General features: G+C 58.8%; 17 protein-coding genes. 7 read left to right on the forward strand and 10 right to left on the reverse strand.

The features are described 5' to 3' along the window. The 6 genes from HMPREF3148_RS10495 to rplJ form a co-directional block, all read right to left on the reverse strand. On the reverse strand, positions 1-2,941 hold a 2,941-nt coding region (locus HMPREF3148_RS10495; protein ID WP_210383005.1), incomplete at its 3' end, for a YPDG domain-containing protein. A 404-nt stretch (positions 2,942-3,345) separates the two neighbouring features. Beyond that, entirely contained in the window at positions 3,346-7,338 is a 3,993-nt protein-coding gene (locus tag HMPREF3148_RS10500) for a DNA-directed RNA polymerase subunit beta' (protein ID WP_070509102.1), read from the reverse strand. A 129-nt stretch (positions 7,339-7,467) separates the two neighbouring features. Further along, the gene (locus HMPREF3148_RS10505) at positions 7,468-10,962 is read right to left on the reverse strand and encodes a DNA-directed RNA polymerase subunit beta (protein ID WP_049160916.1); all 3,495 of its coding nucleotides are present in this window, start codon (positions 10,960-10,962) and stop codon (positions 7,468-7,470) included. 232 nt (positions 10,963-11,194) lie between these two features. Then, positions 11,195-12,148, reverse strand: a complete 954-nt coding sequence (locus HMPREF3148_RS10510) for a cell envelope lipid trafficking protein PgfA (RefSeq protein ID WP_049151615.1) — start codon at positions 12,146-12,148, stop codon at positions 11,195-11,197. Between the two features lie 133 nt (positions 12,149-12,281). After that, positions 12,282-12,668 (reverse strand): 50S ribosomal protein L7/L12, encoded by a 387-nt coding sequence (gene rplL, locus HMPREF3148_RS10515; protein WP_034656606.1) that lies wholly within the window; start codon positions 12,666-12,668, stop codon positions 12,282-12,284. 76 nt (positions 12,669-12,744) lie between these two features. Further along, entirely contained in the window at positions 12,745-13,266 is a 522-nt protein-coding gene (rplJ, locus tag HMPREF3148_RS10520; protein WP_049151616.1) for a 50S ribosomal protein L10, read from the reverse strand. Positions 13,267-13,560: 294 nt separating this feature from the next. Between rplJ and HMPREF3148_RS14260 the strand changes: the two genes are divergently transcribed. The 5 genes from HMPREF3148_RS14260 (at position 13,561) to HMPREF3148_RS10540 (ending at position 18,870) form a co-directional block, all read left to right on the forward strand. Beyond that, positions 13,561-14,097 (forward strand): deoxyribodipyrimidine photo-lyase, encoded by a 537-nt coding sequence (locus tag HMPREF3148_RS14260; RefSeq protein ID WP_322090680.1) that lies wholly within the window; start codon positions 13,561-13,563, stop codon positions 14,095-14,097. Positions 14,098-14,106: 9 nt separating this feature from the next. Then, on the forward strand, positions 14,107-14,874 hold the full coding sequence (locus tag HMPREF3148_RS14265; RefSeq protein ID WP_272706996.1) for a cryptochrome/photolyase family protein: 768 nt from the start codon (positions 14,107-14,109) through the stop codon (positions 14,872-14,874). A gap of 281 nt (positions 14,875-15,155) precedes the next feature. Further along, positions 15,156-16,166 carry a pyridoxal-phosphate dependent enzyme gene (locus tag HMPREF3148_RS10530; RefSeq protein ID WP_049064202.1) on the forward strand — a complete coding sequence of 337 codons (1,011 nt, stop codon included), beginning with the start codon at positions 15,156-15,158 and terminating at the stop codon, positions 16,164-16,166. Then, the gene (locus HMPREF3148_RS10535) at positions 16,163-17,461 is read left to right on the forward strand and encodes an FAD/NAD(P)-binding protein (protein ID WP_049064204.1); all 1,299 of its coding nucleotides are present in this window, start codon (positions 16,163-16,165) and stop codon (positions 17,459-17,461) included. The genes HMPREF3148_RS10530 and HMPREF3148_RS10535 overlap by 4 nt, the downstream gene beginning before the upstream one ends. Continuing rightward, positions 17,458-18,870 (forward strand): type III PLP-dependent enzyme domain-containing protein, encoded by a 1,413-nt coding sequence (locus tag HMPREF3148_RS10540; RefSeq protein WP_049145277.1) that lies wholly within the window; start codon positions 17,458-17,460, stop codon positions 18,868-18,870. Before HMPREF3148_RS10535 ends, HMPREF3148_RS10540 begins: the two co-directional genes overlap by 4 nt. Position 18,871: 1 nt before the next feature. Here the strand turns inward: HMPREF3148_RS10540 and HMPREF3148_RS10545 are convergent, their stop codons facing one another. The 3 genes from HMPREF3148_RS10545 to HMPREF3148_RS13730 form a co-directional block, all read right to left on the reverse strand. Then, complete coding sequence (locus tag HMPREF3148_RS10545) at positions 18,872-19,387, reverse strand: DUF1990 domain-containing protein (protein WP_236592672.1); 516 nt, start codon at positions 19,385-19,387, stop codon at positions 18,872-18,874. A gap of 93 nt (positions 19,388-19,480) precedes the next feature. Beyond that, positions 19,481-22,552 (reverse strand): type I restriction endonuclease subunit R, encoded by a 3,072-nt coding sequence (locus tag HMPREF3148_RS10550; RefSeq protein WP_168163009.1) that lies wholly within the window; start codon positions 22,550-22,552, stop codon positions 19,481-19,483. 56 nt (positions 22,553-22,608) lie between these two features. Next, entirely contained in the window at positions 22,609-22,986 is a 378-nt protein-coding gene (locus tag HMPREF3148_RS13730; protein WP_070509106.1) for a hypothetical protein, read from the reverse strand. A 210-nt stretch (positions 22,987-23,196) separates the two neighbouring features. Between HMPREF3148_RS13730 and HMPREF3148_RS10560 the strand changes: the two genes are divergently transcribed. Beyond that, positions 23,197-24,969, forward strand: coding sequence for an RNA-binding domain-containing protein (locus tag HMPREF3148_RS10560; RefSeq protein WP_070509108.1), 1,773 nt, complete (start codon positions 23,197-23,199; stop codon positions 24,967-24,969). 107 nt (positions 24,970-25,076) lie between these two features. On the opposite strand, the gene HMPREF3148_RS14270 is transcribed toward HMPREF3148_RS10560, so the two are convergent. After that, entirely contained in the window at positions 25,077-25,403 is a 327-nt protein-coding gene (locus HMPREF3148_RS14270) for a restriction endonuclease subunit S (RefSeq protein ID WP_168163010.1), read from the reverse strand. Between the two features lie 81 nt (positions 25,404-25,484). Between HMPREF3148_RS14270 and HMPREF3148_RS10565 the strand changes: the two genes are divergently transcribed. Beyond that, on the forward strand, positions 25,485-25,747 hold a 263-nt coding region (locus HMPREF3148_RS10565; RefSeq protein ID WP_070509110.1), incomplete at its 3' end, for an IS3 family transposase.

The following is a 25,747-nucleotide window of genomic DNA, read 5'->3' on the forward strand; positions in this document are numbered from 1 at the left end:
AGTTATTGACACCGTCACCATCGATATCCGGATCCTTAGAATCTGGGATTCCGTCACCATCGGTATCCGGATCTGCAATCATGCGCTCAGTCACGGTGAGCTTGAATTCATCCGTGGCATCCTTACCGTTCAAGGACGCCTTCACCTCAACATCATAAGAGGTCAGATCAGCATCCGCAGGAACAGTACCCTCAATGGCCTTGGTCTCCGGGTTGTACTTCAGGAAGTCAGGAAGACCAGTTACAGACACCTCAGAACCGTCAGTCGACTTGACCGGAATAGACACCTTTTCACCGCGCTGAACCTTGGTATCCGGGATTGCATCAATATTAACGTCGACTACGACGGTGACACTTACCTCAACGGTCTCCTTAGAATTATCCGGATAAGTAACCTCAACCGGAACAGTGATCTTGGAACCCGGCTCGGCATCCTTCGGAATCGGAACAGTGATCTTACCAGTGGTCTCATCAACCGTTACACCAACCGGAGCGCCTGCACCCGGAGCGAACTTAGTATCCTTCGGTGCCTCGGTCTCCTTACCTTCCTTGTCAGTAAAGGTCGGAGCAGGAACCGTCACATTATCGCCCGGCTTACCAGAACCATCCTTGTACTTAGGATCGAACTTATCCTTGTCCGCCTCAACAGGAGCATCCGGCTTCTCAACGGTGACAGTTACCTCAACGGTCTCCTTAGAATTATCCGGATAAGTAACCTCAACCGGAACAGTGATCTTGGAACCCGGCTCGGCATCCTTCGGAATCGGAACAGTGATCTTACCAGTGGTCTCATCAACCGTTACACCAACCGGAGCATCCGCACCCGGAGCAAACTTAGTGTCCTTCGGAGCCTCGGTCGCATTACCGTCCTTGCCAGTAAAGGTCGGAGCTGGAACCGTCACATCATCGCCCGGCTTACCAGAGCCATCCTTGTACTTAGGATCGAAAGATTCACTATCCTTCGAACCTGGTGCCTTCAGATCAAACTTCACAGGAACCTCACGCGATACTGGTTGAGCACCCTCAGCAGGGGTCCATGTGGCCTTTACGAGCACCTCGTTTTTACCTTCAACCTGTTTACCCGCAGGCCATGTAACTACGCCTGTCGAAGGATCGATCTTCAAGCCCAGTTTTTCAGCAACAGCAGGATCCGCGAACTCGAAGGTTGCACCTTGCGGCTTTTCTTCGACAACGTCAGTGTTCGGGTTGTCAAAAGACGGCTTGGCTTCAAGGTCTTTTTCCTTGGCTGTGCCTGTGGTGTCGTCGTAACGAACGACGGTCGGGTCGGCTAGGAAAAAATCCGCCAGAAGCAGCGTGCCCGTGGGATTGCCCGAAGCATCGGCAGCGAATACCTGAGAAGAGTACACAGTCGGCTTGGAGAGATTCTTCGGGACCGTGAAGTCACAGGACTTCAACGCACCTAGCTCGTCAGCTTGAACAGTGCAAACCGTCTTATCAATTGGCTTACCGTCCGCAAACCACTGAATAGCATACGTCTGGTTAGGAACCAGACCGGCAGTCTTCGACTTGGCGGTATCACCAGGAGCTGCGGTGTGAGAAGCATTGTCGAAGTTGAAGACGTCATGATTTGGGCGCGGAGTCAGCAACGCGAAGTGCTGGACAGAAATGTTCGCTGACGCGAGCTCAATACCGAGGTTTCCGCCATGCGGGGGCTGGAACATGTTGTCCTGGTAATTACCCATCCATAGGTCGCGATTATCACCGACTACCGGATACAAGTACATATACTCCGTGTTGATGTGGCGGTGACGCTGGCCTACGGTGCCGTTCCACTGCATTAGGTTTCCGTGCGCTTCGTCTTCTTTGGAGACGAGCTTGCCCCATTCTTCGTCAGTGGTTCGGCCGCCCTTGTTGTAGCGGCCAATGCCATACAAACCAGCAAATGGAAGGTAGAAAGAACCGTCGTCTTTTACGTAAGCTACGCGAGACTCTGCGACATGGGAGCCTGTACCGTGCTCAGCTTGGTATTTCTCAACGATTTCCCCTTGGGCAACACGGAACTGTTCACGAGTGTAGTTCTTGTGGTCGTCCTTCCACTTGTCAAACTGACGTGCTACCTCATCGTTAACATAAGATCCGACGACTTTGACACCGGTAGCAGCTCGGTCTGAAGAACCCTTGAAGTATTGGTTTGCCAGGGAGCCCATGGACTCATTATTCTCCCACCAGACACTGCCACGAGCCGTGCCATAATTTCCACCTTCGGGCCACTTTTTATCGGTAGTCGGAGCTTCAGTCCAGTCCGCCTCAGGCTTCGCAAGCCAGTTGTCTACGTTCGGACGCTCTTGGAAAACAACCTTTGCCCCCACAATGCGATTAATGCCAGCCGCGAAATCCCAGCTCTCCCATTTACGAGTCAGACGATCATGGAAGCGACCGCTGTACATGTCGCCGCCGGCCGCCAAGGTGTACTTGTCCGGGTCTGGATTTTCTGCCCACGTGCGGACTTGAAACGCTCCATCCCCCGCCAACTGGAATTCAATAGGGTTACCCAGGCCGTCTTTTGGAGGATTAGACAAGTCGAAGACAAACTTGCCTTCAGAATCTGAGGTGGTGTAGTAGATGGGCGAAACTTGGCCCTTGCCATTGATGTACTGCAAGAAAACCTTGACACCAGGCATAGCCTCGTCAGGTTCATTCTGCGCTTCCGGCCCTGAGTCGCGATCCAAATAGACCGTACCCTGGTACCCCCGCTTTTGACCCCAGGTACCATCCGCTTTAATAGCAGTCGCTTCCGAAGTGCCTCGCGGATCAACACTGCGATCCTGCGCAGGTGCTGCGTCCTGAGCAACAGCAACCGGCGTAGCAGCCGGATTCACAACTGGATGGACAAATGGAGCCACGAGAGCCACAGAGAGAGCAGCGGCAGCGATGGAAGTGCCGCGACGGCGAGTCACGCCGCTAAAGCTTTTCATATTCATGAAACGCCTTCCTTATGAAAATTTAGAAACATCAGAGAACAGGTTCTCACCCTATAATCTGCAACTGGACGTACGGGAAGCTTAGTTTTAACTGAGTCCGCACTGTCCCCAACCTGAAACGCTATCGAATATCGCTGGGTAGCGCAACCGCTATCACCATTTAATACTGTTATCACTATCAATGACTAACAGTTTCTACATTCCGAAAGAGGGGGGATCTGCCTAGTCAGTGCACCTTGGTTTTCCACCTAGCTCGTATACGTGGCAAAACAGCTTAAGTTTATTCTTAGAAAGATACGCACCCTCTGTTAGCTTCGTCGTTTTCGCATAGAAAAAGCGTGTCTGGGGCCCAGACACGCTTTTTGTTGGGTCAGAAACTACGACGTTGCTGACCTCGCTTTTACCTAGAAGGTGAAGTCCTCATCCAACGGGACGGATGCGCCGGTGAACTCACCGAAGCCATCGTCGCCGTAGATGGAATCGCCGTAAGTCGGGATAGAGTACGCAGCGTTGCGTGCGGCCTCAGTCGGCTTAACGGAGATGTTGCGGTAACGCGAGATACCGGTACCAGCCGGGATCAGCTTACCGATGATGACGTTCTCCTTCAGACCAATGAGCTGATCGGAGCGCTTGTTGATAGCGGCGTCGGTAAGCACGCGCGTGGTCTCCTGGAAGGAGGCCGCGGACAGCCAGGACTCGGTAGCCAGCGATGCCTTGGTGATACCCATGATCTCGGAGCGCAGCTGAGCTGGCTCGCCGCCCTCGGCAACCTGTGCGGCGTTGATCTGCTTGGCCTCGGAGAGGTCAACCAGAACGCCCGGCAGGTAGTCGGTGGAGCCGGAGTCAATGACGGTACCGCGACGCAGCATCTGGCGGATGATGATCTCGATGTGCTTATCGTGGATAGCAACACCCTGTGCACGGTAAACAGCCTGAACCTCGTCGATGAGGTGCTTCTCAACACCACGGCGGCCGAGAACCTCAAGCACGTCGTGCGGGTCCGCAGCACCACGCATCAGACGCTCACCAGTGGTGACGTGGTCGCCATCACGGAGGGAGCGCTCGATCATTGCATCCGGGTTGGACTCCATCGGGCGGCGTACCTGGGCCAGGCCCTGACGCTTCGACAGCTTCTCGTAGACCACATTGTCAGAACCATCATCCGGAGTGATGGTCAGGGTCCAGAAGTTGCCCTCATCAGACAGGGACACGGTGCCGTCAACGGAAGCGATCGGCGCACGGTTCTTCGGGTTACGAGCCTCGAAGAGCTCCTGAACACGCGGCAGGCCACCGGTAATATCGCCACCGACACCACCCTGGTGGAACGTACGCATGGTCAGCTGGGTACCCGGCTCACCAATGGACTGCGCAGCCACAATGCCGACTGCCTCGCCGATGTCGACGAGCTTGCCGGAGGCCATGGACTTGCCGTAGCACTTCGCACAAACGCCGGCTGGGGTCTGGCAGGTCAGCACGGAGCGAACCTTAATCTCGGTAACACCAGCGCGCAGGATCTCGGCGGTGAGCTCCTCAGTCAGGTCGGTGCCAGCCTCAGCAACAACGGTGCCGTCCTCAGCCTTGACGTCAGAAGCGACAACACGACCAGAAGCGGAGGTCTCCCACAGCTCATCGAATACCGGGGTGCCGTTAACCAGCTCGCCCAGCGGAACGCGGACGCCCTGGCGGGTGCCACAATCCTCTTCGCGGACGATGACGTCCTGTGCCACGTCGACGAGACGACGGGTGAGGTAGCCGGAGTCCGCGGTACGCAGTGCGGTATCGGCCAGGCCCTTACGGGAACCGTGCGAGTTGTTGAAGTACTCCAAGACCGACAGACCCTCACGGAAGGAGGTCTTAATCGGACGGGTGATGTAGTCACCCTTGGAGTTCACGACCATGCCCTTCATGCCGGCCAGGGTCCAGATCTGACGCATGTTACCTGCTGCACCAGACTTAACGATCATCGGAATCGGGTTGTCATCCGGGTAGAGATCCTCGACTGCCTTACCAACGGTGTCGGTAGCGTCCTTCCAGAGCTCAACCAGGCGGTCGTAACGCTCACGCTCGGTAAGCGCACCCTGCTCCCAGTACTTGCGCTCGATGCGCTGTGCTTCCTTCTCGTAAGACTCGAGAACCTCGGTCTTGTTCGGAAGGACCAGAACGTCGTCCATGGTGATGGTCACGCCCGAGCGGGTTGCCCAGTAGAAACCGGCATCCTTCATCTTGTCCAGAACCTGGGCAACGGTGATCATCGGGTACTTAGCAGCGAGGTCATTAATGACGTCACCGAGCAGTACGGAGTTCTTAGCGCCGCCCTTACGGACCATGACGCCCTCGAGGTACGGGTAGTTCCAAGGCAGCAAGTCGTTGAACATGATGCGGCCAAGGGTGGTCTCAGCCATCCATGCCTGGCCCTTCTGCCAACCATCAGGGAACTGCTCAGCCTCAACTTCTGCCGGCGGACGCAGGTGGGAGATGCGGACCTTGATCGGGGCCTGCAGGCCTAGAACGCCGCGGTCGCGAGCCATGATTGCCTCAGCGTAGGAGGAGTAAACGCCGGTAGCCGGACCGTTCTCGGTGGCCTCGGTGTAGCGACCCTCGCCGCCGATCTCGCTCTCCGCCTTGTCCATGGTCAGGTAGTAAAGACCGGTAACCATGTCCAGACGCGGCATAGCCAGTGGCTTACCGGATGCCGGGGAAAGAATGTTGTTGGAAGCGAGCATGAGGACACGAGCCTCTGCCTGAGCCTCGGCGGACAGCGGCAGGTGAACTGCCATCTGGTCGCCGTCGAAGTCAGCGTTGAACGCCTCACAAGCCAGCGGGTGCAGCTGAATTGCCTTACCCTCAACGAGCTTCGGCTCGAATGCCTGGATACCCAGACGGTGCAGGGTAGGTGCACGGTTCAGCATCACCGGGTGCTCGGAAATAGCCTCTTCCAGAACGTCCCACACCTCAGGGCGCTGGCGCTCAACCATGCGCTTAGCGGACTTGATGTTCTGTGCGTAGTCATTTTCCACCAGACGCTTCATGACGAATGGCTTGAACAGCTCGAGAGCCATAAGCTTCGGCAAACCACACTCGTGGAGCTTCAGCTGCGGACCGACGATAATAACGGAACGGCCAGAGTAGTCAACACGCTTACCCAGCAGGTTCTGACGGAAACGACCCTGCTTACCCTTGAGCAAGTCAGACAGGGACTTCAGCGGGCGGTTGCCCGGTCCGGTGACCGGACGGCCGCGACGGCCGTTGTCGAAGAGGGCGTCAACAGACTCCTGCAGCATGCGCTTCTCGTTGTTCACGATGATCTCAGGAGCACCGAGATCGATCATGCGCTTGAGGCGGTTGTTGCGGTTGATAACGCGGCGGTAGAGGTCGTTCAGGTCGGAGGTAGCAAAGCGGCCACCGTCCAGCTGAACCATCGGGCGCAGCTCTGGCGGGATAACCGGAATTGCATCCAGGACCATGCCAGCCGGATCGTTACCGGAGCGTAGGAAGGCTGCAACGACCTTCAGGCGCTTCAGCGCGCGCATCTTCTTCTGGCCCTTGCCATTGTTGATGATTTCCTTGAGCTCTTCAGCCTCAGCCTCGAGATCGAAGCTGCGGATGAGGGTCTGGATAGCCTCGGCACCCATGCCGCCGGTGAAGTAATCCTCGTAGCGGTCGACGAGTTCTTCGTAGATGGTCTCGTCGATGATCATCTGCTTCGGAGCCAGCTTCAGGAAGGTGTTCCAGATTTCATCCAGGCGTGCGACCTCGCGCTCGCCGCGCTCGCGGATGTGCTGCATCTCCTTGTCTGCAGCGTTCTGGACCTTGCGGCGTGCGTCAGCCTTTGCGCCAGCAGCCTCCAGCTCAGCCAGATCCTGCTCGAGCTTTGCAGCGCGCTCTGCGATCTCTGCCTCGGTGTCATCCTCAACGTCCTTCTTCTCCAGAAGCATCTCTGCTTCCAGGGTGGACTGGTCGTTGTGGCGAGCCTCTTCATCAACAGAGGTGATGATGTTGGCAGCGAAGTAGATGATGCGCTCCAGGTCCTTCGGAGCAAGGTCCAGAAGGTAACCCAGGCGGGAAGGAACGCCCTTGAAGTACCAGATGTGGGTTACCGGGGCAGCCAGCTCGATGTGGCCCATGCGCTCACGGCGAACCTTGGACTTGGTGACCTCGACGCCGCAGCGCTCACAGATGATGCCCTTGTAGCGAACGCGCTTGTACTTACCGCAAGCGCACTCCCAGTCACGGGTTGGGCCGAAGATGCGCTCGCAGAACAGGCCGTCCTTTTCCGGCTTCAGGGTGCGGTAGTTGATGGTCTCAGGCTTCTTAACCTCGCCCTTGGACCAACGGCGAATGTCATCGGCAGTGGCCAGACCGATGCGGAGCTCGTCGAAGAGATTTACGTCAAACACGTAATGTCTCCCTTTCATCCCCACGAATAGTGCAGGGAACGTTGATGGCTTTTAAAAATCTTTATGCGGTGTGCCCGCCGCCCCATCGGACGGCGGACCAGAAAGCTTTAGTCTCTTGGCTCTTGAGTCTTAGGCGATGTCAGCGTCAGAACGCTCGTCGCGAGACAGGTTAATGCCCAGCGATGGACTATCCATGTCGTCATCGTCAGAGCCAGACAGCTCCATCGGGGTGCCGTCGGTGGAGAGGACCTCCACGTTCAGACACAGCGACTGCAGCTCCTTGAGGAGAACCTTGAAGGACTCCGGGATGCCTGGATCCGGGATGTTGTCGCCCTTCACGATTGCCTCGTAGACCTTGACACGGCCGACGACGTCGTCGGACTTGATGGTCAGGAGCTCCTGCAGGGTGTAGGCAGCGCCGTATGCCTGCATTGCCCACACCTCCATCTCACCGAAGCGCTGGCCACCAAACTGTGCCTTACCGCCCAGCGGCTGCTGGGTAATCATGGAATAAGGACCAGTGGAGCGAGCGTGAATCTTCTCGTCAACCAGGTGGTGCAGCTTAAGCATGTACATGTAGCCGACGGAAACCGGGTACTTGTATGGCTCACCAGAGCGGCCGTCGAAAAGCTGTGCCTTACCGTGCTCGTCAACCATGACGTCGCCGTCGCGGTTCGGGCGAGAGGATGCCAGCAGGCGACCAATCTCTTCGTTGGAAGCACCGTCGAACACTGGGGTTGCGGTCAGGGAACCAGCCGGGACGTCGTAAAGCTCTTCCGGCAGGGTCTTGAGCAACTCAGCGTTCTTTGGATCATCAACGTCGACCTTCCAGCCGGCGTGTGCCAGCCAGCCGAGGTGCACCTCGAGAACCTGGCCGATGTTCATACGACGCGGAACACCGTGGGTGTTCAGGATGACGTCAACTGGGGTGCCGTCAGCCATAAATGGCATGTCCTCTGGAGGCAGGATCTTGCCCACGACGCCCTTGTTACCGTGGCGGCCAGCGAGCTTGTCGCCGTCCTGGATCTTGCGCTTCTGAGCGACGTAAACGCGGATCATCTCGTTGACGCCCGGTGCCAGATCGTCGTCGTCTTCGCGAGAGAAGCGCGCAACGCCGATGACCTTGCCGTTCTCACCGTGAGGAACCTTCATGGAGGTATCGCGAACCTCGCGAGCCTTCTCACCGAAGATGGCGCGCAGCAAGCGCTCCTCCGGGGTCAGTTCGGTCTCACCCTTCGGGGTGACCTTACCGACGAGGATGTCGCCTGCGCGAACGTCAGCACCGATGCGAACGATGCCTCGCTCATCCAGGTCGCGCAGAACATCGTCAGAGACGTTCGGGATCTCGCGGGTAATTTCCTCGGGGCCCAGCTTGGTATCGCGGGCATCGATCTCATGTTCCTCGATGTGGATGGAGGTCAAGATATCCTCTTCCACGATGCGCTGGTTCAGGATGATTGCATCCTCATAGTTGTGGCCCTCCCACGGCATAAACGCAACCAGCAGGTTACGGCCGAGGGACATCTCACCGTTGTGGGTACCTGGGCCGTCAGCCAGAACCTGGCCGGCCTCGACGCGCTGACCAAGCTCAACAAGCGGGGTCTGGTTGTAGTTGGTGCCCTGGTTGGTGCGCTCGAACTTACGCAGCATGTAGGTGTCGCGCTGGCCCTCGTCATCCATGATGGTGATGAGGTCTGCGGTGACATTTTCTACAACACCAGCCTTCGGGGTGATGATGAGGTCGCCGGCGTCGTAAGCCGCGCGCTGCTCCATACCGGTACCAACAAAAGGTGCCTCGGAACGAACCAGCGGCACAGCCTGGCGCTGCATGTTCGCACCCATCAGCGCACGGTTAGCATCGTCGTGCTCCAAGAACGGAATCATGGCGGTTGCCACGGAAACCATCTGGCGCGGGGAAACGTCAACGTAATCGACGCCGGAAGCGTCGGTAACTCCGATGTCGCCGTCCTTCAAACGGACCTCGATACGCTCGCCGATGATGGTGCCATCAGCATCTTTCTCGAGCTCAGCCTGTGCAATAGCGAACTTGTCTTCCTCATCCGCGGTGAGGTACTCGACCTGGTCGGTGACCTTGCCGTCAACAACCTTGCGGTACGGGGTCTCGATGAAGCCAAAGGCGTTCACGCGAGCGTAGGAAGCCAGGGAGCCGATCAGACCAATGTTCGGACCCTCAGGAGTCTCAATCGGGCACATACGGCCGTAGTGAGAAGCGTGAACGTCTCGGACCTCAATGCCGGCGCGCTCACGGGACAGACCGCCTGGGCCCAGTGCGGACAGGCGGCGCTTGTGGGTCAGACCAGACAGGGAGTTGTTGTGGTCCATGAACTGGGACAGCTGCGAGGTACCAAAGAACTCGCGAATGGCGGCAGAAACCGGACGCACGTTAATCAGCGAGGTCGGGGTGATGGACTCAGCATCCTGGGTGGTCATGCGCTCACGCACAACGCGCTCCATACGGGACAGACCAACGCGGATCTGGTTCTGGATGAGCTCGCCCACGGTACGCAGACGACGGTTACCGAAGTGGTCGATATCGTCAGTGTGGATCGCGATGGTCTCACCGTTAGGTGCGATCATCTCGCGCTCGCCGACGTGGAGGCGAACCAGGTACTCGAGGGTGACAGCGATGTCTTCTTCGGTGAGGGTCATGAGACCGTCGTGGTCGCCGCCGAGACCCAGCTTGCGGTTGACCTTGTAGCGGCCCACCTTTGCGAGGTCGTAGCGCTTTGCGCGGAAGAAGGAGTTGTCCAGCAGGGACTGAGCGAGCTCGCGGGTCGGCTGCTCGCCTGGGCGCTGCTTGCGGTAGATCTCCAGCAGAGCCTCGTCGGTGTTTGCAACGCCGTCGGACTCGAGGGTGGACATCATGAGCTCAGAGAAGCCGAAGCGATCCTTGATCTGCTGCTCGGACCAACCAAGGGCCTTGAGCAGAACGGTCACCGGCTGGCGGCGTTTACGGTCGATACGAACGCCGACGGTGTCGCGCTTGTCGACGTCGAATTCCAGCCATGCACCGCGGGAAGGAATGACCTTCACGGAGTGCAACGGACGCTCGGTGGACTTATCGATGGTCTGATCGAAGTAGACGCCCGGGGAGCGAACCAGCTGGGAAACGACAACACGCTCGGTGCCGTTGACGATGAACGTACCCTTGTCGGTCATCATCGGGAAGTCGCCGATGAAGACGGTCTGAGACTTAATCTCCTGGGTGTCGTTGTTGATGAACTCTGCGGTCACGTACAGCGGCGCGGAGTAGTTAATGTCCTTTTCCTTGCACTCGTCGACGGTGTTCTTCACCGGCTCGAAGCGAGGCTCCGACAGGGACAGGGACATATTGCCCGAGTAGTCCTGAATCGGAGAGAGTTCCTCAAGGATGTCCTCAAGGCCGCTGGTGACGCGAGCCTCTGGACCGCGCTCGGCTTGCTCACGTTCACGCCACTCAGGCGTGCCGATCAGCCATGCGAAGGAATCGAGTTGTAGATCAAGGAGGCCCGGGACGGCGATCGGCTCGCTGATTTTGGCGAACGAGTATCGCTTCGGGGCTCCAGGGATATTGGCCACTGACTTGGTCTGGCGGGAGACTGCCAAGATGGGTCCTTCCAGCACCTCACGCGGATTGCCTCCTCGCCCTGGCCGACGAGGTGCAAAACCGCTGGTAATTTTAGCATTCGGTCTGCTGTGGAATTTCTGGGTTCAGAAAGCACAAAATCACCTTGTCAAGTCGGTTTTGCCATCACCTACTTGAAAGGCTAAATGTGCACTGAAGATCCAGATTCCAGCGCAACGATATAGCTTATATGAAAACTCTCACCATGTAAAGGCTGAATTTTGCGTGTCGTTACCCGCGGCGACGCGAGAAAGCACCCAGCGATCCAATCAGACCGATCAGTGCCAAGAGCGCTCCAAGGCCCAAGCTGCCCCAGCGGACAGCATTACCGACTGCCGGCTTCGGGAACTTTGCGGCCTCCGCTAGGAATGCTGAGCGATCCTCTTCGGAAGTCTTGCCCTCGAACATGAACTGGGTCTCGCGGCCCGCACCAGTGCGGTCGCCCCAATAGTCATCGATGGCCACGTCCATTCCTACCACCAAGCCGGTCGCTTGATCCACGTAGAAGTCGCGTGTCGCCTTGTGAAACAGGTAGCCCTGCTCAGTGGAGTCGTCCTCGTTGCGGAAAATGGTCGTGGTCTGCCCTGGGTACAGAGTTGCGAGATTAGTTGGCTCTACTTCTTGGTGAAAGCGATATACAGTACGGCCGTCGATGTCCATCTCCTCTTCAAAGACGGCGTCGGCCGCCTTGCGCAAGCACGGGTCGAAGACTGGGTAGGTCGTCTGCTCAGTCGAGGCTGGGAACTTCATCCAGTTGCCGTCCACCGTGACCTTCGCCGTGGGGCTGCCGAGGGTGTGCGTAAGGGTGGCGTCGTCAAGCGCCTGCCCGCTTAAGCGATCCATGGGGTAGCTCCACACCCGGGCCATGCTCAAGTCTGCGAGCTCGCCGCTGTCCCCGCGCATGGCGGACTCGCCGATGCGGACAGTGACCTTCTCATCGTCTGAAGGGTCCTGCATTTCCATGTTGAGCTGATAGGTCATGGGCCCTTCGTAGGCGCTGGTCCCCTCTCCGGTGACCACTTGCGACTTGGCAGAGTCATCGGTGAGCGTCCACGTGGTCTTCTCGAGGTCCAGCGGCAGGCGCGGTTCGAAGTCGAGGAACCTCGGTGCCGCGAGTCCGGCGGCGATCAACGCAACGCCGAGGCCGAGCAACAGGACGGAAAAGATACGGGATTTGGGCAGCATGGTGGCTTATTCTACAGGCCGTGGTCGCCTGCTTTGGAATTCGCGCGCGGGTCTGGATGGGTAAAGTGCAAAGCCTCCTAAAACGGGAACAACCCCGCCTCCCAAAAGGGAAACGGGGTCGTAGCAAGCTAAATTACTTGAGCTCGACGGAAGCGCCAGCCTCTTCGAGCTTAGCCTTTGCAGCCTCAGCGTCGTCCTTGGAAGCGCCCTCGAGGATAGCCTTAGGTGCGCCCTCAACGAGCTCCTTAGCTTCCTTCAGGCCCAGGCCGGAAACGATCTCGCGAACAGCCTTGATGACGCCGATCTTCTTTGCGCCAGCGTCGGTCAGAACGACGTCGAACTCGGTCTTCTCTTCCTCAGCAGCGCCACCAGCAGCCGGTGCGCCTGCAGCTGCAACTGCAACCGGAGCAGCAGCCTCAACGTCGAAGACCTCTTCGAATTCCTTAACGAACTCAGAGAGCTCGATGAGGGTCATTTCCTTGAAAGCTTCAATGAGCTCGTCCTTGGTGAGCTTAGCCATGATGGCCATCCTTTCTTTTGGGCCAGTTTCTGACCCAGATTGTGGTGTTTTAATTTGTGCGCCTTATGCGGCGACTTTAAGCTTCGGCAGCCTTCTTGTCCTGCAGGGCCGCAGCGGTGCGGACCATCTTGGTTGCAGGAGCGTTGAATACGGCCGCAGCCTTTGCCATAGAACCCTTCATAGCGCCAGCCAGCTTCGCGAGAGTGGTCTCGCGGTTGTCCAGCTCGGCAATGGCAGCAACCTGCTCTGCGGACAGAGCGTTGCCATCCATGTAGCCGCCCTTAACGACGAATGCCTTGTTGTCATCAGCGAACTTCTTGATGACCTTAGCGGCATCCACTGCCTCGCCCTTGATGAACGCAATAGCGGTCGGGCCAGTCAGCTTGTCGTCAAGACCTTCGATGCCAGCCTCGTTAGCGGCGATCTTGAAGAGGGTGTTCTTGGCGACGGAGTACTCAACGTCAAAGCCGAGGTTGTTACGCAGCTCCTGGAGCTGGGAAACGGTCAGGCCGCGGTACTCGGTCAGCACGATGGACTCAGCGCCAGCGAGCTTCTCCTTGAGCTCCGCGAGATCTGCGGTGTTCTTCGGGTTTGCCATGTTCTACTTCGCCTCCTTTCGAAACATCTCTGTAAATTTCCGTCGAGACATCTTCAATAAAAAATGCCCCGTGCAAGAGCACAGGGCGCGCGGCATAAGAAAATGCCGCGATTAATCGCAAAGTGTCTCCTGCGTGGGCCGCCCCATTGAGTTGGGAACCTTCGATCCGTTTCCGGATGACCGACGGTCTTCGGTGAAACTTGGTCAGACTTCTCGTCTGTTCAAACTTCGTTGGGTACTTTACTTCCGCGCTGCTCAAAAACCAAATCGCAGCCTTCACTTAAGCTTGCCACCATGACCACTCTGTATTGGATTCGCGATGATCTACGCCTGCACGACAACCCCGCGCTCACGTGGGCGGCTTCCCGCGGCGAGGTGATCACCTGCGTCTTAGATGAGCCCGCATACCCGGGCAGCCGCCCACTGGGCAGCGCGACTGCATGGTGGAGGGAGCGTTCTCTTTCCCGTCTAGCAGCTAACCTTGCTTCCTATAACGTGCCGTTGTACAGGCTATACGGCGACGCGCGCTCGGTCCTTCCTGCCTTCGCCGCCACCCACAAGGTCTCGGCGGTGTGCTGGAACCGGCGCTATCATCTACCGACAATCGACGCCACCGCCAAAGACACCCTCCTCGCTCAAGGCCTTGAGGCCCACTCGTTTGCTGCCCATTGCCTGGTAGAGCCACACGCCGTTAAACCCTTTAAGGTCTACAGCGCTTTTGCACGCGCTGCCCGTGCCGTTCTGCAAGACACCATGCAGCCGGCACTCGGGGTCCCAGACCTCCACGGCCCCGGTGCTATCGCCTGGGAGGAGCTCCCCTCGCCCGGCTGAGCCGCGTCTTTGGCGGAATACTGGACGCCCGGCGAAAAAGCCGCCCGCGACAGACTCGCATCGCTTGATCTCTCTGACTACGACAAAGGCCGCGACTTCCCCGCTCGCCCCGCAACCTCTCGACTTTCACCCCACCTGCGTTGGGGCGAGGTTTCCGCGCGGGAAGTCTGGCAATTTGCAAGTGCCCTGCCGACAGACGCCTCGAGCTTTCACTCTGAGCTGCTCTGGCGCGACTTCGCCTGGCACCGCCTCTACCACGTCCCCGACCTCGCAACAGAGCCTGTGCGGGAGAAGTTCCGCAACTTCGATTGGTACTGGGACGGCGGCGGAATCGACACCTCCGGAAAAGACTCGCGCCCGCATCCCCTGCCGGAGCTACAAGCCTGGCGCACGGGCGAAACGGGCATCCCGCTTGTCGACGCCGGCATGCGCGAGCTCTGGCAGACCGGCTACATGCACAACCGCGTGCGCATGGTCGTTGGCTCGTTCCTGACGAAGAACCTCGGCATCCACTGGCGTCACGGCGAGGAGTGGTTTTGGGACACGCTAGTCGACGCCGATCCCGCCTCCAACCCCTTCAACTGGCAATGGGTTGCCGGCTGCGGTGACGACGCCTCGCCCTTCTTCCGCATCTTCAACCCGCAGTTGCAGGCCAGCAAGTTCGACCCCGACGGCACCTACGTGCGCCAGTGGGCACCGCCGCTTAGCCCGCCGCCCATCGTGGACCTCAAGGAGTCGCGGCAGGCCGCCTTGGACGCTTACCAGGAAATCCGTTAGACAGGACTACCGCCCAGGCCCGGTCAGTATCCCATCGCAGCGACGTACACGGGCTCCGCTGCCAGCCAAGCTTTCGCACTCAGCGCAATGCCTATCTCCAATCCGCAGGGAATCTGGTACTGCATCGACAATATCCTGCCCCTGGGTTAGTATTTCGACACGAGTTGCGACATAGGGCACGGCGTCGCGTCGACGGCGGCACCGTCGCAATTTATTCTTCTTCGCGCAGGAACAGGCTGACAATCTCTGCACGCGGAGACGATGACCAGTACCGTTGAAATATGACCTTTTCTCGCGTCTACTCGTCAGCGCAACCGCCCATCGGCAGCACTCCCCTCATGCGGCTCGACCGCATCAATCCCCGCGACGATATCCGCGTCTTCGCGAAACTCGAGCAATTCAACCTCGGCGGCTCTGCCAAAGACCGCACCGCTCAGGCCCTTATCGAAGCAGCTCTCGACGCCGGCGAAATTCGCGCAGGATCCACGCTCATCGAGTCCTCCTCCGGCAATCTCGGAATGGCCCTGGCACGCCAGGCGCATCTGGCTGGCATGCACTTCGTCTGTGTCGTCGATCCACGCGTCAATCGCTCCACGGTGGCCACAATGGAAGCCTACGGAGCTCGCGTGGACATGCTCGAGCACCCTGATCCTGACAACGGTGATTGGCTCACCGCACGCCGGTCGCGCGTGCAGGAGCTCCTGCAGGAGATTCCAGATGCTTTTAATCTCAATCAGTACGCCAATCAGGCTGCATTCCACGCGCATTCCGAGGGCACCATGGCCGAGATCATCGAGCAGCTCGGTGCGCCGCCCAGCCATCTCCTGGTCGCGATGAGCACGACCGGCACGCTCGGCGGCTGCGTGCGCAAACTCACCGAGCTCGGCGCGGACACAGAAACCATCGGCGTCGACGCGGAAGGATCAGTTCTCTACGGCGGCGCGCGCGGTACCCGCCTCCTTCCCGGCTACGGCGCTGGTGTGGTCACGGAACTTTCCCAAAGTTTTGAGCCTTCTCTTATCGCGCGTGTTCCTGACCTCGAGGCGATCATCGGCGCACGTCGTTTGGCACGCTGTGAGGGCGTCCTCGCCGGCGCCTCGAGCGGAGCCGTCGTGGCCGCTTTGCTCGAGCGTGCAGCAGAGCTGCCCTCTGGTTCCACGGTGGCGATGGTGCTCCATGACGGCGGCCAGCCTTACCTCGACACCATCTACAACGATGCCTGGGTCACCGAACGCTTCGACATCTCTGCGGCCGACCTCGCGCGCGGAGTAGACGACTGGGGATCCGAATGACTCCGCCGCTCAAGATCGCCATCATTGGCGGCGGACCGCGTGGCCTCTGGGCCGTAGAGGAACTCAGTGAGCACACCTCGGTGCCCGTCGACATCACTGTCTTTGATCCCTATCCAGCGGGAGCCGGGGCCGTCTATCGCCCTGATCAACCCCGATGTTGGCGGCTCAACGTCACCTCCTCCATCGTCACCACTCAGCGTGACACGTTGGACGCCTGGCGCGCTCGCCACGGTGACCTGGACCTCGACCCGTTCCCGCCGCGCGCCGTGGTTGGCGAGTACCTCATCGATTGTTGGAACGACGCTGTGCGACGCTTTCCTCCGGACAGCTCCGTGCACCATATCGCTCGCCGCGTGGCCTCAGTACACCGCACGGACGCCGGATTCGCGGTCGACGGCGAGACTTTCGATCATGTTCTTCAGTGCACCGGCCATGCGCATGACCATCCCGGTGCGCTCACGCACCAGCGCAGCCGGGTTCCCGTCACGGGGCTGTATTGGGGCGCCACCGTTCCGTCGCAGCCGCGCCTGATCGGCGTCCGCGGTGCGGCCCTCACCTTCATCGATGTCTGCCTACGCTACGGAGACACTGCGGAGACGATTTATCCGGTAAGCCGCAGCGGCCGCTTCATGGAGGTCAAGCCGGATCCTGCGCGTCCTGCACCGACGTTTTCTCCGGCCCTCCATGCGCAGGCCCGCGCGGCACGGGACGCGGATGCGGTGCGGGAAGTTCTCGTCAACGCGGCTCAGTCACTGCGAGATTTCTCAGAAGAATCACTCGCCGAGGTGCTCGTTGGCGAGGATTTCACGGGTGATGCCGTGGCCGAGTTTCGGACTTCCCTGGCCGTGGCGCGTGGCGAGCACGCACTGACTCCGGCTGCTGCCGTCGGCGCCGCGTTTCGGGGATTGTTCCAAGAATTCGTCGACACGCATGCGCAGGCCGGTCCGATTCCTGGCTTCGTCGAACTCGCGCGGACGCTTGAGCGTGTGGCGTTCGGACCGCCGCCGGTGACGGCTGACGCGGTGCTTTCCCTCATCGACTCTAGGATTGTCGACACCACCTACCTGGGCCGCCCTGATGTCATCGACGCGTGGCTCGAGGGGCATGGCCCGCACATAGACGTACTCATCGACGCCACGATTGCGCCGCAGGGCCAACCCGCGCCGTTCCAAGACGTGCCTGGAGTCGTCACCATCGGGCGCATGAACGAGCGTGAGCTTCCGGGGCATGACTCGCTCAATCGCACCGTGCATTCAGATATCCCGCAGTGGGCGGAGAAAGTAGGACACCCATGACAGCCTCGTCGTCGCAGAAGCCAGGTCAGCCCACGGAGCCGCCGCGTCCGCTCGCCGTCCACGGAACGGTGCCGCTCGCGCCCCGTCTCGAGCCGTGGATGCAGGAACTTATCGCAGATCCGCACGCCGTTCGGGCACTTATCGAAAAGCACGGCTCGCCCGTCAACGTTCTTGATCCCCGGCCTTTGGCGCGGAATGCTGCCGAACTCGTCGACGCGGGGACAGCACTCGGCGTCGACACCCGTGTTTTCTTTGCGCGCAAGGCCAACAAAGCGCTCGCCTTCGTCGGCGCGGCGCGGGCTGCTGGCCACGGCGTCGATGTGGCGAGCCTCAACGAACTGCGCCAGGTCCTCGCCGTTGGCGTCCCACCGAAAGATGTCATTCTCAGCGCGGCCATCAAGGATGAGCGGCTGTTGCGCACGGCGGTGAAAGCCGGCGTGGTGATCTCCTGCGATAGCCGCGACGAGCTGGCACGTATCGCCGCCCTCGGTACCCCAGCGCGCATCGCTCCCCGCTTGGCACCGGATCCCACCGTATTGCCGCCAACGCGCTTCGGCGAACGGCTCGACGTCTGGCGCAGCATCGACTGGCCTGACACCGTCGAGGCAGTCGGCGTCCATGTTCATCTCCACGGGTACGCCGAATCCGACCGCCGTCTCGCTCTCGCCGAGGCCATCACGCTCGTGGAGGCGCTGCGCGCGGCCGGTCATCCCGCGAGCTTCATCGACATCGGCGGAGGCGTTCCCATGAGCTATCTCCTCCACGAGACACAATGGGAGCAGTACCGCGACCGCATCGAACGCCAGCGCGCGGGAACGGGCGAACCCTTTACGTGGAAAAATGATCCGCTCACCAACACGTATCCGTTCTGGCAAACGCCCACGCGCGGCGAGTGGTTCACCCAGTTGCTCAAGGGCAAGGTTTCCGGCTACGGCACCGCTGCGACCGCGCTGCGCGAACACTCCATCGCGCTTCACCTCGAGCCGGGACGCAGCCTGCTCGATGGGTGCGGAATGATTCTCGCAGAGGTGTCCTTCCTCAAAGAGCGCTCGGACGGGCTACCCCTCATCGGCCTCGCGATGAACCGCACGCAATGCCGCACGGCCGCCGATGACCTCCTCCTCGATCCCTTCCTCGTCCCCACAGCCGGAGAGGTCGAGCGCGCGCCCCGCACCGGGTTCCTGGTGGGCGCCTACTGCATCGAAGACGAAGTCATCCTGCGGCGTGCCCTGGATTTTCCAGACGGCATCGCCGTGGGAGATACCCTCGCTATTCCGAACACCGCGGGCTACTTCATGCACATCCTCGAGTCTGCCTCGCACCAAATCCCCTTGGCGCGCAACGTCGTGCGCACGGAGGCCGAAGCGTGGGAGCTCGACGCCATCGACCGCGAGTGGATTCGCGTGTGAGCTAGCGCCCCATCCCCGCTAGATAGCGCCGGGTAACGAGGTTCTGCGCGGCGGCCGCGAGGTGCGGAGCCAGCCGCGCGAACCAGCGATCGGGGCGGGAAAACGCGACGCACCTGCCTACGACGCTGCCATCGGCGCGATGCTCGATGAGGAACGCCTCTTCGCCACATTCAACGTGCCCGGGCAGCGTCCCATAGACGAGGACAGTCCGTCGCGGGGCGCGCTCCACATGCAGAATGCGGCACGGCGAGAGCGTCGGGCCCACGCGCAGCCACACCACGTCTGGTTCTGCGCCGTCGCGCCGCACGTGGACGCCGGCATGACGATGTGCACGAAACTCCAGCAGCGCGGCACTCGCACGAATGAAGCCCTCCTCCCCTGTCCCCAGAACGCGCGCTTCGTCGACAATCCGCCACGTAGCGCCAAGTCCTAGTTCCTCACGAGAGGCGCCGTCTGCCAAGGCCAGGCTGGCCAGATGCAGCCTTTTGGGATACGACATCGATGACTTTGCTGCCATACTGCGAGTATCCCATACGAGATTGACACTCCCGAACCGCGTTGTGGCTAACGCAGTAAGACAGTATCGCCGACGCGCATCGACTGTTGTCGCTTACGAAGCTGCATCCGCGCTCAGCGTCAGCTGGCGGATTCCCTGCCCGATGGCGCGCACCGTATTGTCCGAGAAAATGTCAACCACGTTGCCATATTCATCAAACGGTGGCCGCGTTAGCTCTGCTGTCTCAAGAACACCATTGCGCGCAATGTAACCCACCAGCAGATCCACGAATTGAATCTGCACAGAATTCAGCGTGGTATCTGCAAGAATGGCATCAAATTCAGCGCGCACGGTCGGCTCATCCATCCCCACGATTCCGCGCAAGAAGCGTCCGATCGATTCCTCGACATGAGATTCACGTAGCTGTTCAGCGCCTTCAACGTGGCACTCTGCCACCAGACGCTCAAGCTCATCAACATCGTACGTATTAATAGGCTTGCCCGACCGCAATTTACGCAAGGACAGGTTGGTCGCAGCTTCCGCCTCGAGGGCTTGGCGTAGGCGTTCCTCCACGACAGAAGCCTCGATTTCCGTACCGCCTGTCGCGGTCACTTCTACTGCCGTGAGACCGCCAAGCTCGTCCTCGAAGTCGGTGATGACTGCTTTTCGCTTACCACGGTCAATCGTCTTGATAAGTCCACGCAAGGCCCGACGCGCAAGCTCGAGCTCCTCGTAGGTAGCGTTCGTTGACCAATCCGGAGCAGACATTTCCTCCAGCAGCGGGGCCTGCTGCGCGACAGCAGGGATAGTGGTTTTATCGAGCAAGGCCTCAACGAGCACCGCCAGTTTCTTAAAATTCGGTACTTGACGTGGGTCTGGTTCGAACAAGCCAAGTTCGAGAGTCCACAACAACAAGTCGAAGCGTCGCGCCTGTTCTTCCTCACCGGCACGCGCCATGGGCAAATGCGCGAGGTGATCAATGGCAAGGCTGGCTGCGTCACCTCGGATGCCATTCCAGGCACCAGAGACTTTATACCTCGCTAAGTATGGTTTGGAGGCAGGAGGCACGAGCACGCTGTCTTCCGGAACCGAACGGAGGTCCGCAAGAAGGCTCTCCACTACTGCGGCCCGATCTTCTCCCTCGAGATACTGAAGCTGCAAAATACGCTTCGCGAAGCCCCGCTCAACTACTGAGGTTTGCTTTGAGCCTGTAGCTGAGCTGAAATCTTCTGTTCCTTCGAACTGATCGATGTTGTCGCAATAGTCGAAGATGAAGAACTCCTGCTTATCTGCGCCAGGACCAAAGAGGTCAGGACATAGTCGTGTGCCGCGCCCCACCATCTGCCAGAATTTCACCGGCGAATGGACGGGTTTGAAAAAGACCAAGTTGAGCACTTCAGGTACATCGATACCGGTATCGAGCATGTCCACGCTCACCGCGACATCGAGCCCACTCGCAGGGTCTTTAAACCGATCGATGAGTCCCTCGGCGTCCTTGACTCCATGCGTAATGACTTCACAGCGCGTTCCTGCCGCTGGAGGCAAAAGCGTCCTGAAGACTTCGGCGATAAGCTCCGCGTGACGCTGCGTACGCGCAAAGATAATCGTCTTACCCAGGCGATCAGCTCCGCCAACCTTGATTCGACGCTCAATGACCTGAGCGAGAACCTGTCGGATGGTGTCGAGGTTATAGAGCACCCGGTTCATCTCCGCCGACGTGATCTCACCTGGCGCCTCCAGAGGATCTCCTGACTCGTCTGAGCCCCAATCCTTCATATCCCATTCAAGCTGTTCTTCCGAGCTGAGCTCCGAATACTTCACGCCTTGCCGCATGAACAAGCTGTCACCCCGGAATAACTTCGGCGCCACAAGGTAGCCATCTTCGATGGCTTTATCCAAGCCGTAGTACCCGGTCGGCGCACCTGGCTCACACCCGAAAAAGCGGTACGTATTGTGATCCACGTTTGAACGTGGCGTGGCGGTAAGGCCCACAACCGCGGCATCGAAATATTCGAAGAGACGCCGGTAGCGCTGATAAATCGATCGGTGTGCCTCGTCTACCACGATGAGATCGAAGTCAAAAGAACCGAAACGCTCGGTGGGCCCAACCATGTCAATCATGGTGTTGTAGGTGCTCACGTACACCTGACCCGTCGCCTCTTTGTTGGCAAGCAGATTCACAGGATTGGAGCCCGGCAAATGCTCCACAAATGCCGAATGCGCCTGGCGTACCAACGCCTTGCGGTCAGCCAGGAAGAGCACATTGCGCACCCAACCGGCCTCCATAAGCATCTTCACCAACGAGATGGATACACGCGTTTTTCCGGTACCCGTGGCCATAACAAGCAGAGCCCTGCGATGCCCCGCCGCGAAGCGCTCGCTCACGGCTCGCAGCATTTGCTGTTGGTACGGCCGCGCCGCAATGTCGGATAGCTCCGTTGTCTCCAGAGGCTGACGCTTACCGCGCCGCCGAATGAGCTCCTCCATGGCGGCCGCTGTGGGGTATTCCTCTACCTGCCGCGCTTCGTAACAGTAACCACCGGGCAGTTCCGCGTCCCGGTCCCAGAAACGCACGTCATGCCCATTCGTATAGAAAACCAGCGGGACTCGACCGAATTTGCGACCCAACGCCTCGGCATAGTCCTCAGCTTGAACGCGCCCATCGTTGATGCTGCGTTCCGTCTTCTTCGCCTCGATAATAGCCAGGGGTTGACCATCTGTGCCCCACGCAACGTAGTCAATGTAAAGGTCTTCAATCGGGTACTCGACAGTAAGGTTCCCGCCCGCCACACTGAAACCAGCATCTGCGAGCATCGGATCGATGATGTCACGACGGGTATCCGCTTCGCTACGCGCGAGCGGCGGGAGGTCAACCGCGCTAGCTTCCTCAGATGCCCGAACAGCTTCTTGCTGCTCTAGATAGCGTTCGCGCAGCTCAGCTTCCAAGTGCTTGACACGCTCTCGCGCCTCACGTGCTTCTCGTAACGCATCATCTGCAGTCTCTTGCGCAGCGGCCTTCTCACGCGCCTGCTCGGCTAGCTCTCTTTCTAACGCCAGCTGAGCAGCTTCTGCTTCAGAGAGCTGCAACCGGAAGCCATCCGACTCTGCCGCCAGGCGATCCAGTTCTCGCTGTAACGCGAGCAGTTGCTGCCGCGACTGTGCCGCCTGCTTGGGTGCTGCGCGCAAAATTGCAACGTCAAAAGGAGCGACGGGCGGCAGGGGCTTCGTACTAAACCTTTTTGCTACCCGCACAAGCACATCGAAGAGATGTCGGACAATACGTTCCGCTTGTTCCGGTGGAACGGGCTTGGAGTCATGCGCAGAGGCGTTACCTGCTTTGCGGATGACATGCATCTTTTCAGCAGATCATCTGGGAACTGACTCGCAAAATCCGGATGGACCATGGCATCGATGACGCGGTCCGTGTTGGGAATACCGAGGACCGTAGCCACGTGCCCCACCACCGATTCAAGCACGAAGCGCGCTTGGAACAGGGAACCGCACGGATTAGTGAGTGCACTTCGCTCCACCAATCGGCAGTCGTTAAGCAGGTTCGGCCACACCACGCCGACGACGCCAAAGTTGCTGGATTGGGGTGTTCCACCACTCATCGTCGCCATGACGCTGGAGTTCCTCTCTACTAGTCCCGCATCTCATACTGCTTAGTTACAACCATCATGGTGTTTTCCAGCGCAACGAAAGCAATTTCACCATCTAACTCGATTTACAAAGGTACTGAATTCGTACTGAATTTTCTAGCACAAGATTTCAGTCACATTTCAATCATATTTCAGTACGATTTCCGATCGAACTCGGGTACACTGCTCCCCATGAGCATCATCGACATCCCAGAACTCATTGCGCTCCTCCGCGATACGCAAAACAATACGTGGAATGTCGAGGCCAAAGAAGCCTCTCACCAGATGCCTGAATCAATTGACGAGACTCTCTGTGCCTTCGCCAATATGCCGGATGGCGGCACGCTCATCCTCGGGGTCGCTGAAAATGACGGCGCATTTGATGTCACCGGAGTCTGGGATCCGAAGGCTGTGCAGTCCGCCCTTGCTCCAAAGGCCCGCGAGCGAATCACGCCGCCCCTGCAACTCGGCGCAGTCGAGGCGACCATCGTGGAGGGGAAACCCGTCGTTGCTGCCATTGTTCCTCCCCAGCCCTCAGAGCATCGTCCCTTCCGAGTTGGTAAGTTTGGCAAGGCCTACATTCGTTCCGGCGACGGTGACTACTACTTGTCACCTCAGGAAGAGCTCTTTTTGGTCGGTGAGCGGCAGCAACCACATGCGGATCGCACACCAGTCGAAGGAGCCACGGTTCAACATGATTTGGTAGACGACCTGCTCCAGCAATACCTCAGCGCGAAGAAGCGCGACTCTCGCCGACTACGCGACCTCGATGAGCACACGCTCCACATCCGCACCAACGTTATTGACCCAGACACTGGTTTCGTCACGACTGCTGCACTCTACGCCTTCGGCGAGCAGCCGCAGCAGTTTCTACCCAACCTCGTAGTCAAAGCTCGCGCCATCAATCCTCAGCTCGACACCGCTCAACGGCCCGCCGATCGTCGCGAATTCACGGGACCCGTACCGGACCTCCTTGACTCGGCAATGGAATGGGTCTCTGCGCAGCTACGCGTCGGAGTGACCTTCCGCGATGGCAACGGGATCGATGTACCTGAGCTCCCTCCGGTCGCCATTCGCGAGATCATCGCCAATGCCCTGGTTCACCGCGATCTTTCTGCTGCTAGTTACGGCATGTATACGCAGCTCATCAAGCAGCCCACCAAGCTCATTGTGGAAAGTCCTGGCGGATTGTGGGGCATCACCAAAAATCAACTCGGTTACACCTCCCCTCGCGCCCGTAACGCGATCCTCTATTCCATGTGCGCCTCCCTCACGACGAGCAATGGATACCGCGTTATCGAGGCTCAAGCTACTGGCATTCCTGCAGCTCGGGCCGCCCTTGCGGACGCTTTCCTTCCCGCCCCGCACTTCGATGATCAGATTACGAAGTTCACCGCTATCCTCACGTCTTCGTCGCTCCTCAGCGATACCGACCTCCGTTGGCTTGGGCAACTCCCCGGCACCGATGCCCTCTCCGTGGCTCAAAAGCACGCGCTCATCGCTATGCGTCACGGCGAAGAAATCACCAATAGCATCTATCGAAGCGCCTTCCCCATGGACTCCGTTAATGCCCGTGCCGAACTCCAGCAGCTGGTGCAATACGGGCTTGCCGATGCCACCGGTTCCGGCCGAGGCACCACCTACCGGGCCCCATCCGATGATGACCACACCCCAACCGAAACCGTAGCCGCCAATACCGCTCAGACTGCAGAAACTTCCTTGGCCGACCATGCCAAACGCAGCGCATACCTGTCCGCAGCCGAGAAGGACGAGAGAATCTTAGCAGCGTTACGTGCCGCCGAGCACGGGCTCACGCGCAAAGAACTGGTACAGACAACGGGGCTCAGTCGTGGGCAGCTAAATCCGCGATTGACAGCCTTGAACGAAAACAAAACAATCCAAAGTATTCCAGACGAATCTGATGCCCGCGTTCAGAAATACTTTTTAAATATAGAATATTCCTAACATCGCCGCCGAAATTAATCGGTAGTTCCTCATTCTTCAGCACACAGCGGATCCGCCAAAAAACTCTGTCTTAAGGACACATCACCACTCACCACTTCACCGATCCACTAGGAAGCACTAAAATACCTTTGCTCAAGACCCTTGCCTAAGAGAGCTAGCGCATCATTCCTTTTTTCAAGAAGAGTTAGGATGCGAGTCGCTTCATTCATCTGCGCAACAAATCGTTGACGAATCTCAACAGCTGGCCAGGGTATACGAAAATCGCGAACCAACGAAAGATTCAAGTTGTCTTGGTTTCCGCCTCTCCCCAAAGAACGTAATTGCTCATACGAATTGCGCAATACGTAGAACAGAAAATCGGCATCCACCGCATCTTCGACGCAGATAGCTGCACAAGCTTGGTTCGTTGCCGCTGGCTCAGCTAGCCGGCCCACTTTTCCCGGACCTGACCCCCTTTTTTGGTGGACACCTGATATCCAGCCCGGTTGGGTTGGGAAGAAAGGTAATCTACCACCATGTCCAGGTACTCCGAACAGTTCAAACGTGATGCTGTGGCCCTCTATGAAAACAATGAGGACCTCTCGCTGAACGCAGCATCAGCAGAGCTCGGTATCAACCGTGCCTCGCTGCATGCTTGGGTCAAGAAGTACGGCACCGGCAAACGTGCCCGCATTAAAGCCGTGCATGATAAAGCCCAAGCAGCGACTGATTCTGAACGAATCCGCCAGCTCGAAAAAGAAAACGCGAAGCTGCGCGAAGAACGCGATATCCTGCGCAA

The sequence above is a fragment of the Corynebacterium sp. HMSC05D08 genome, assembly GCF_001807215.1.
Taxonomy (GTDB): domain Bacteria; phylum Actinomycetota; class Actinomycetes; order Mycobacteriales; family Mycobacteriaceae; genus Corynebacterium; species Corynebacterium striatum.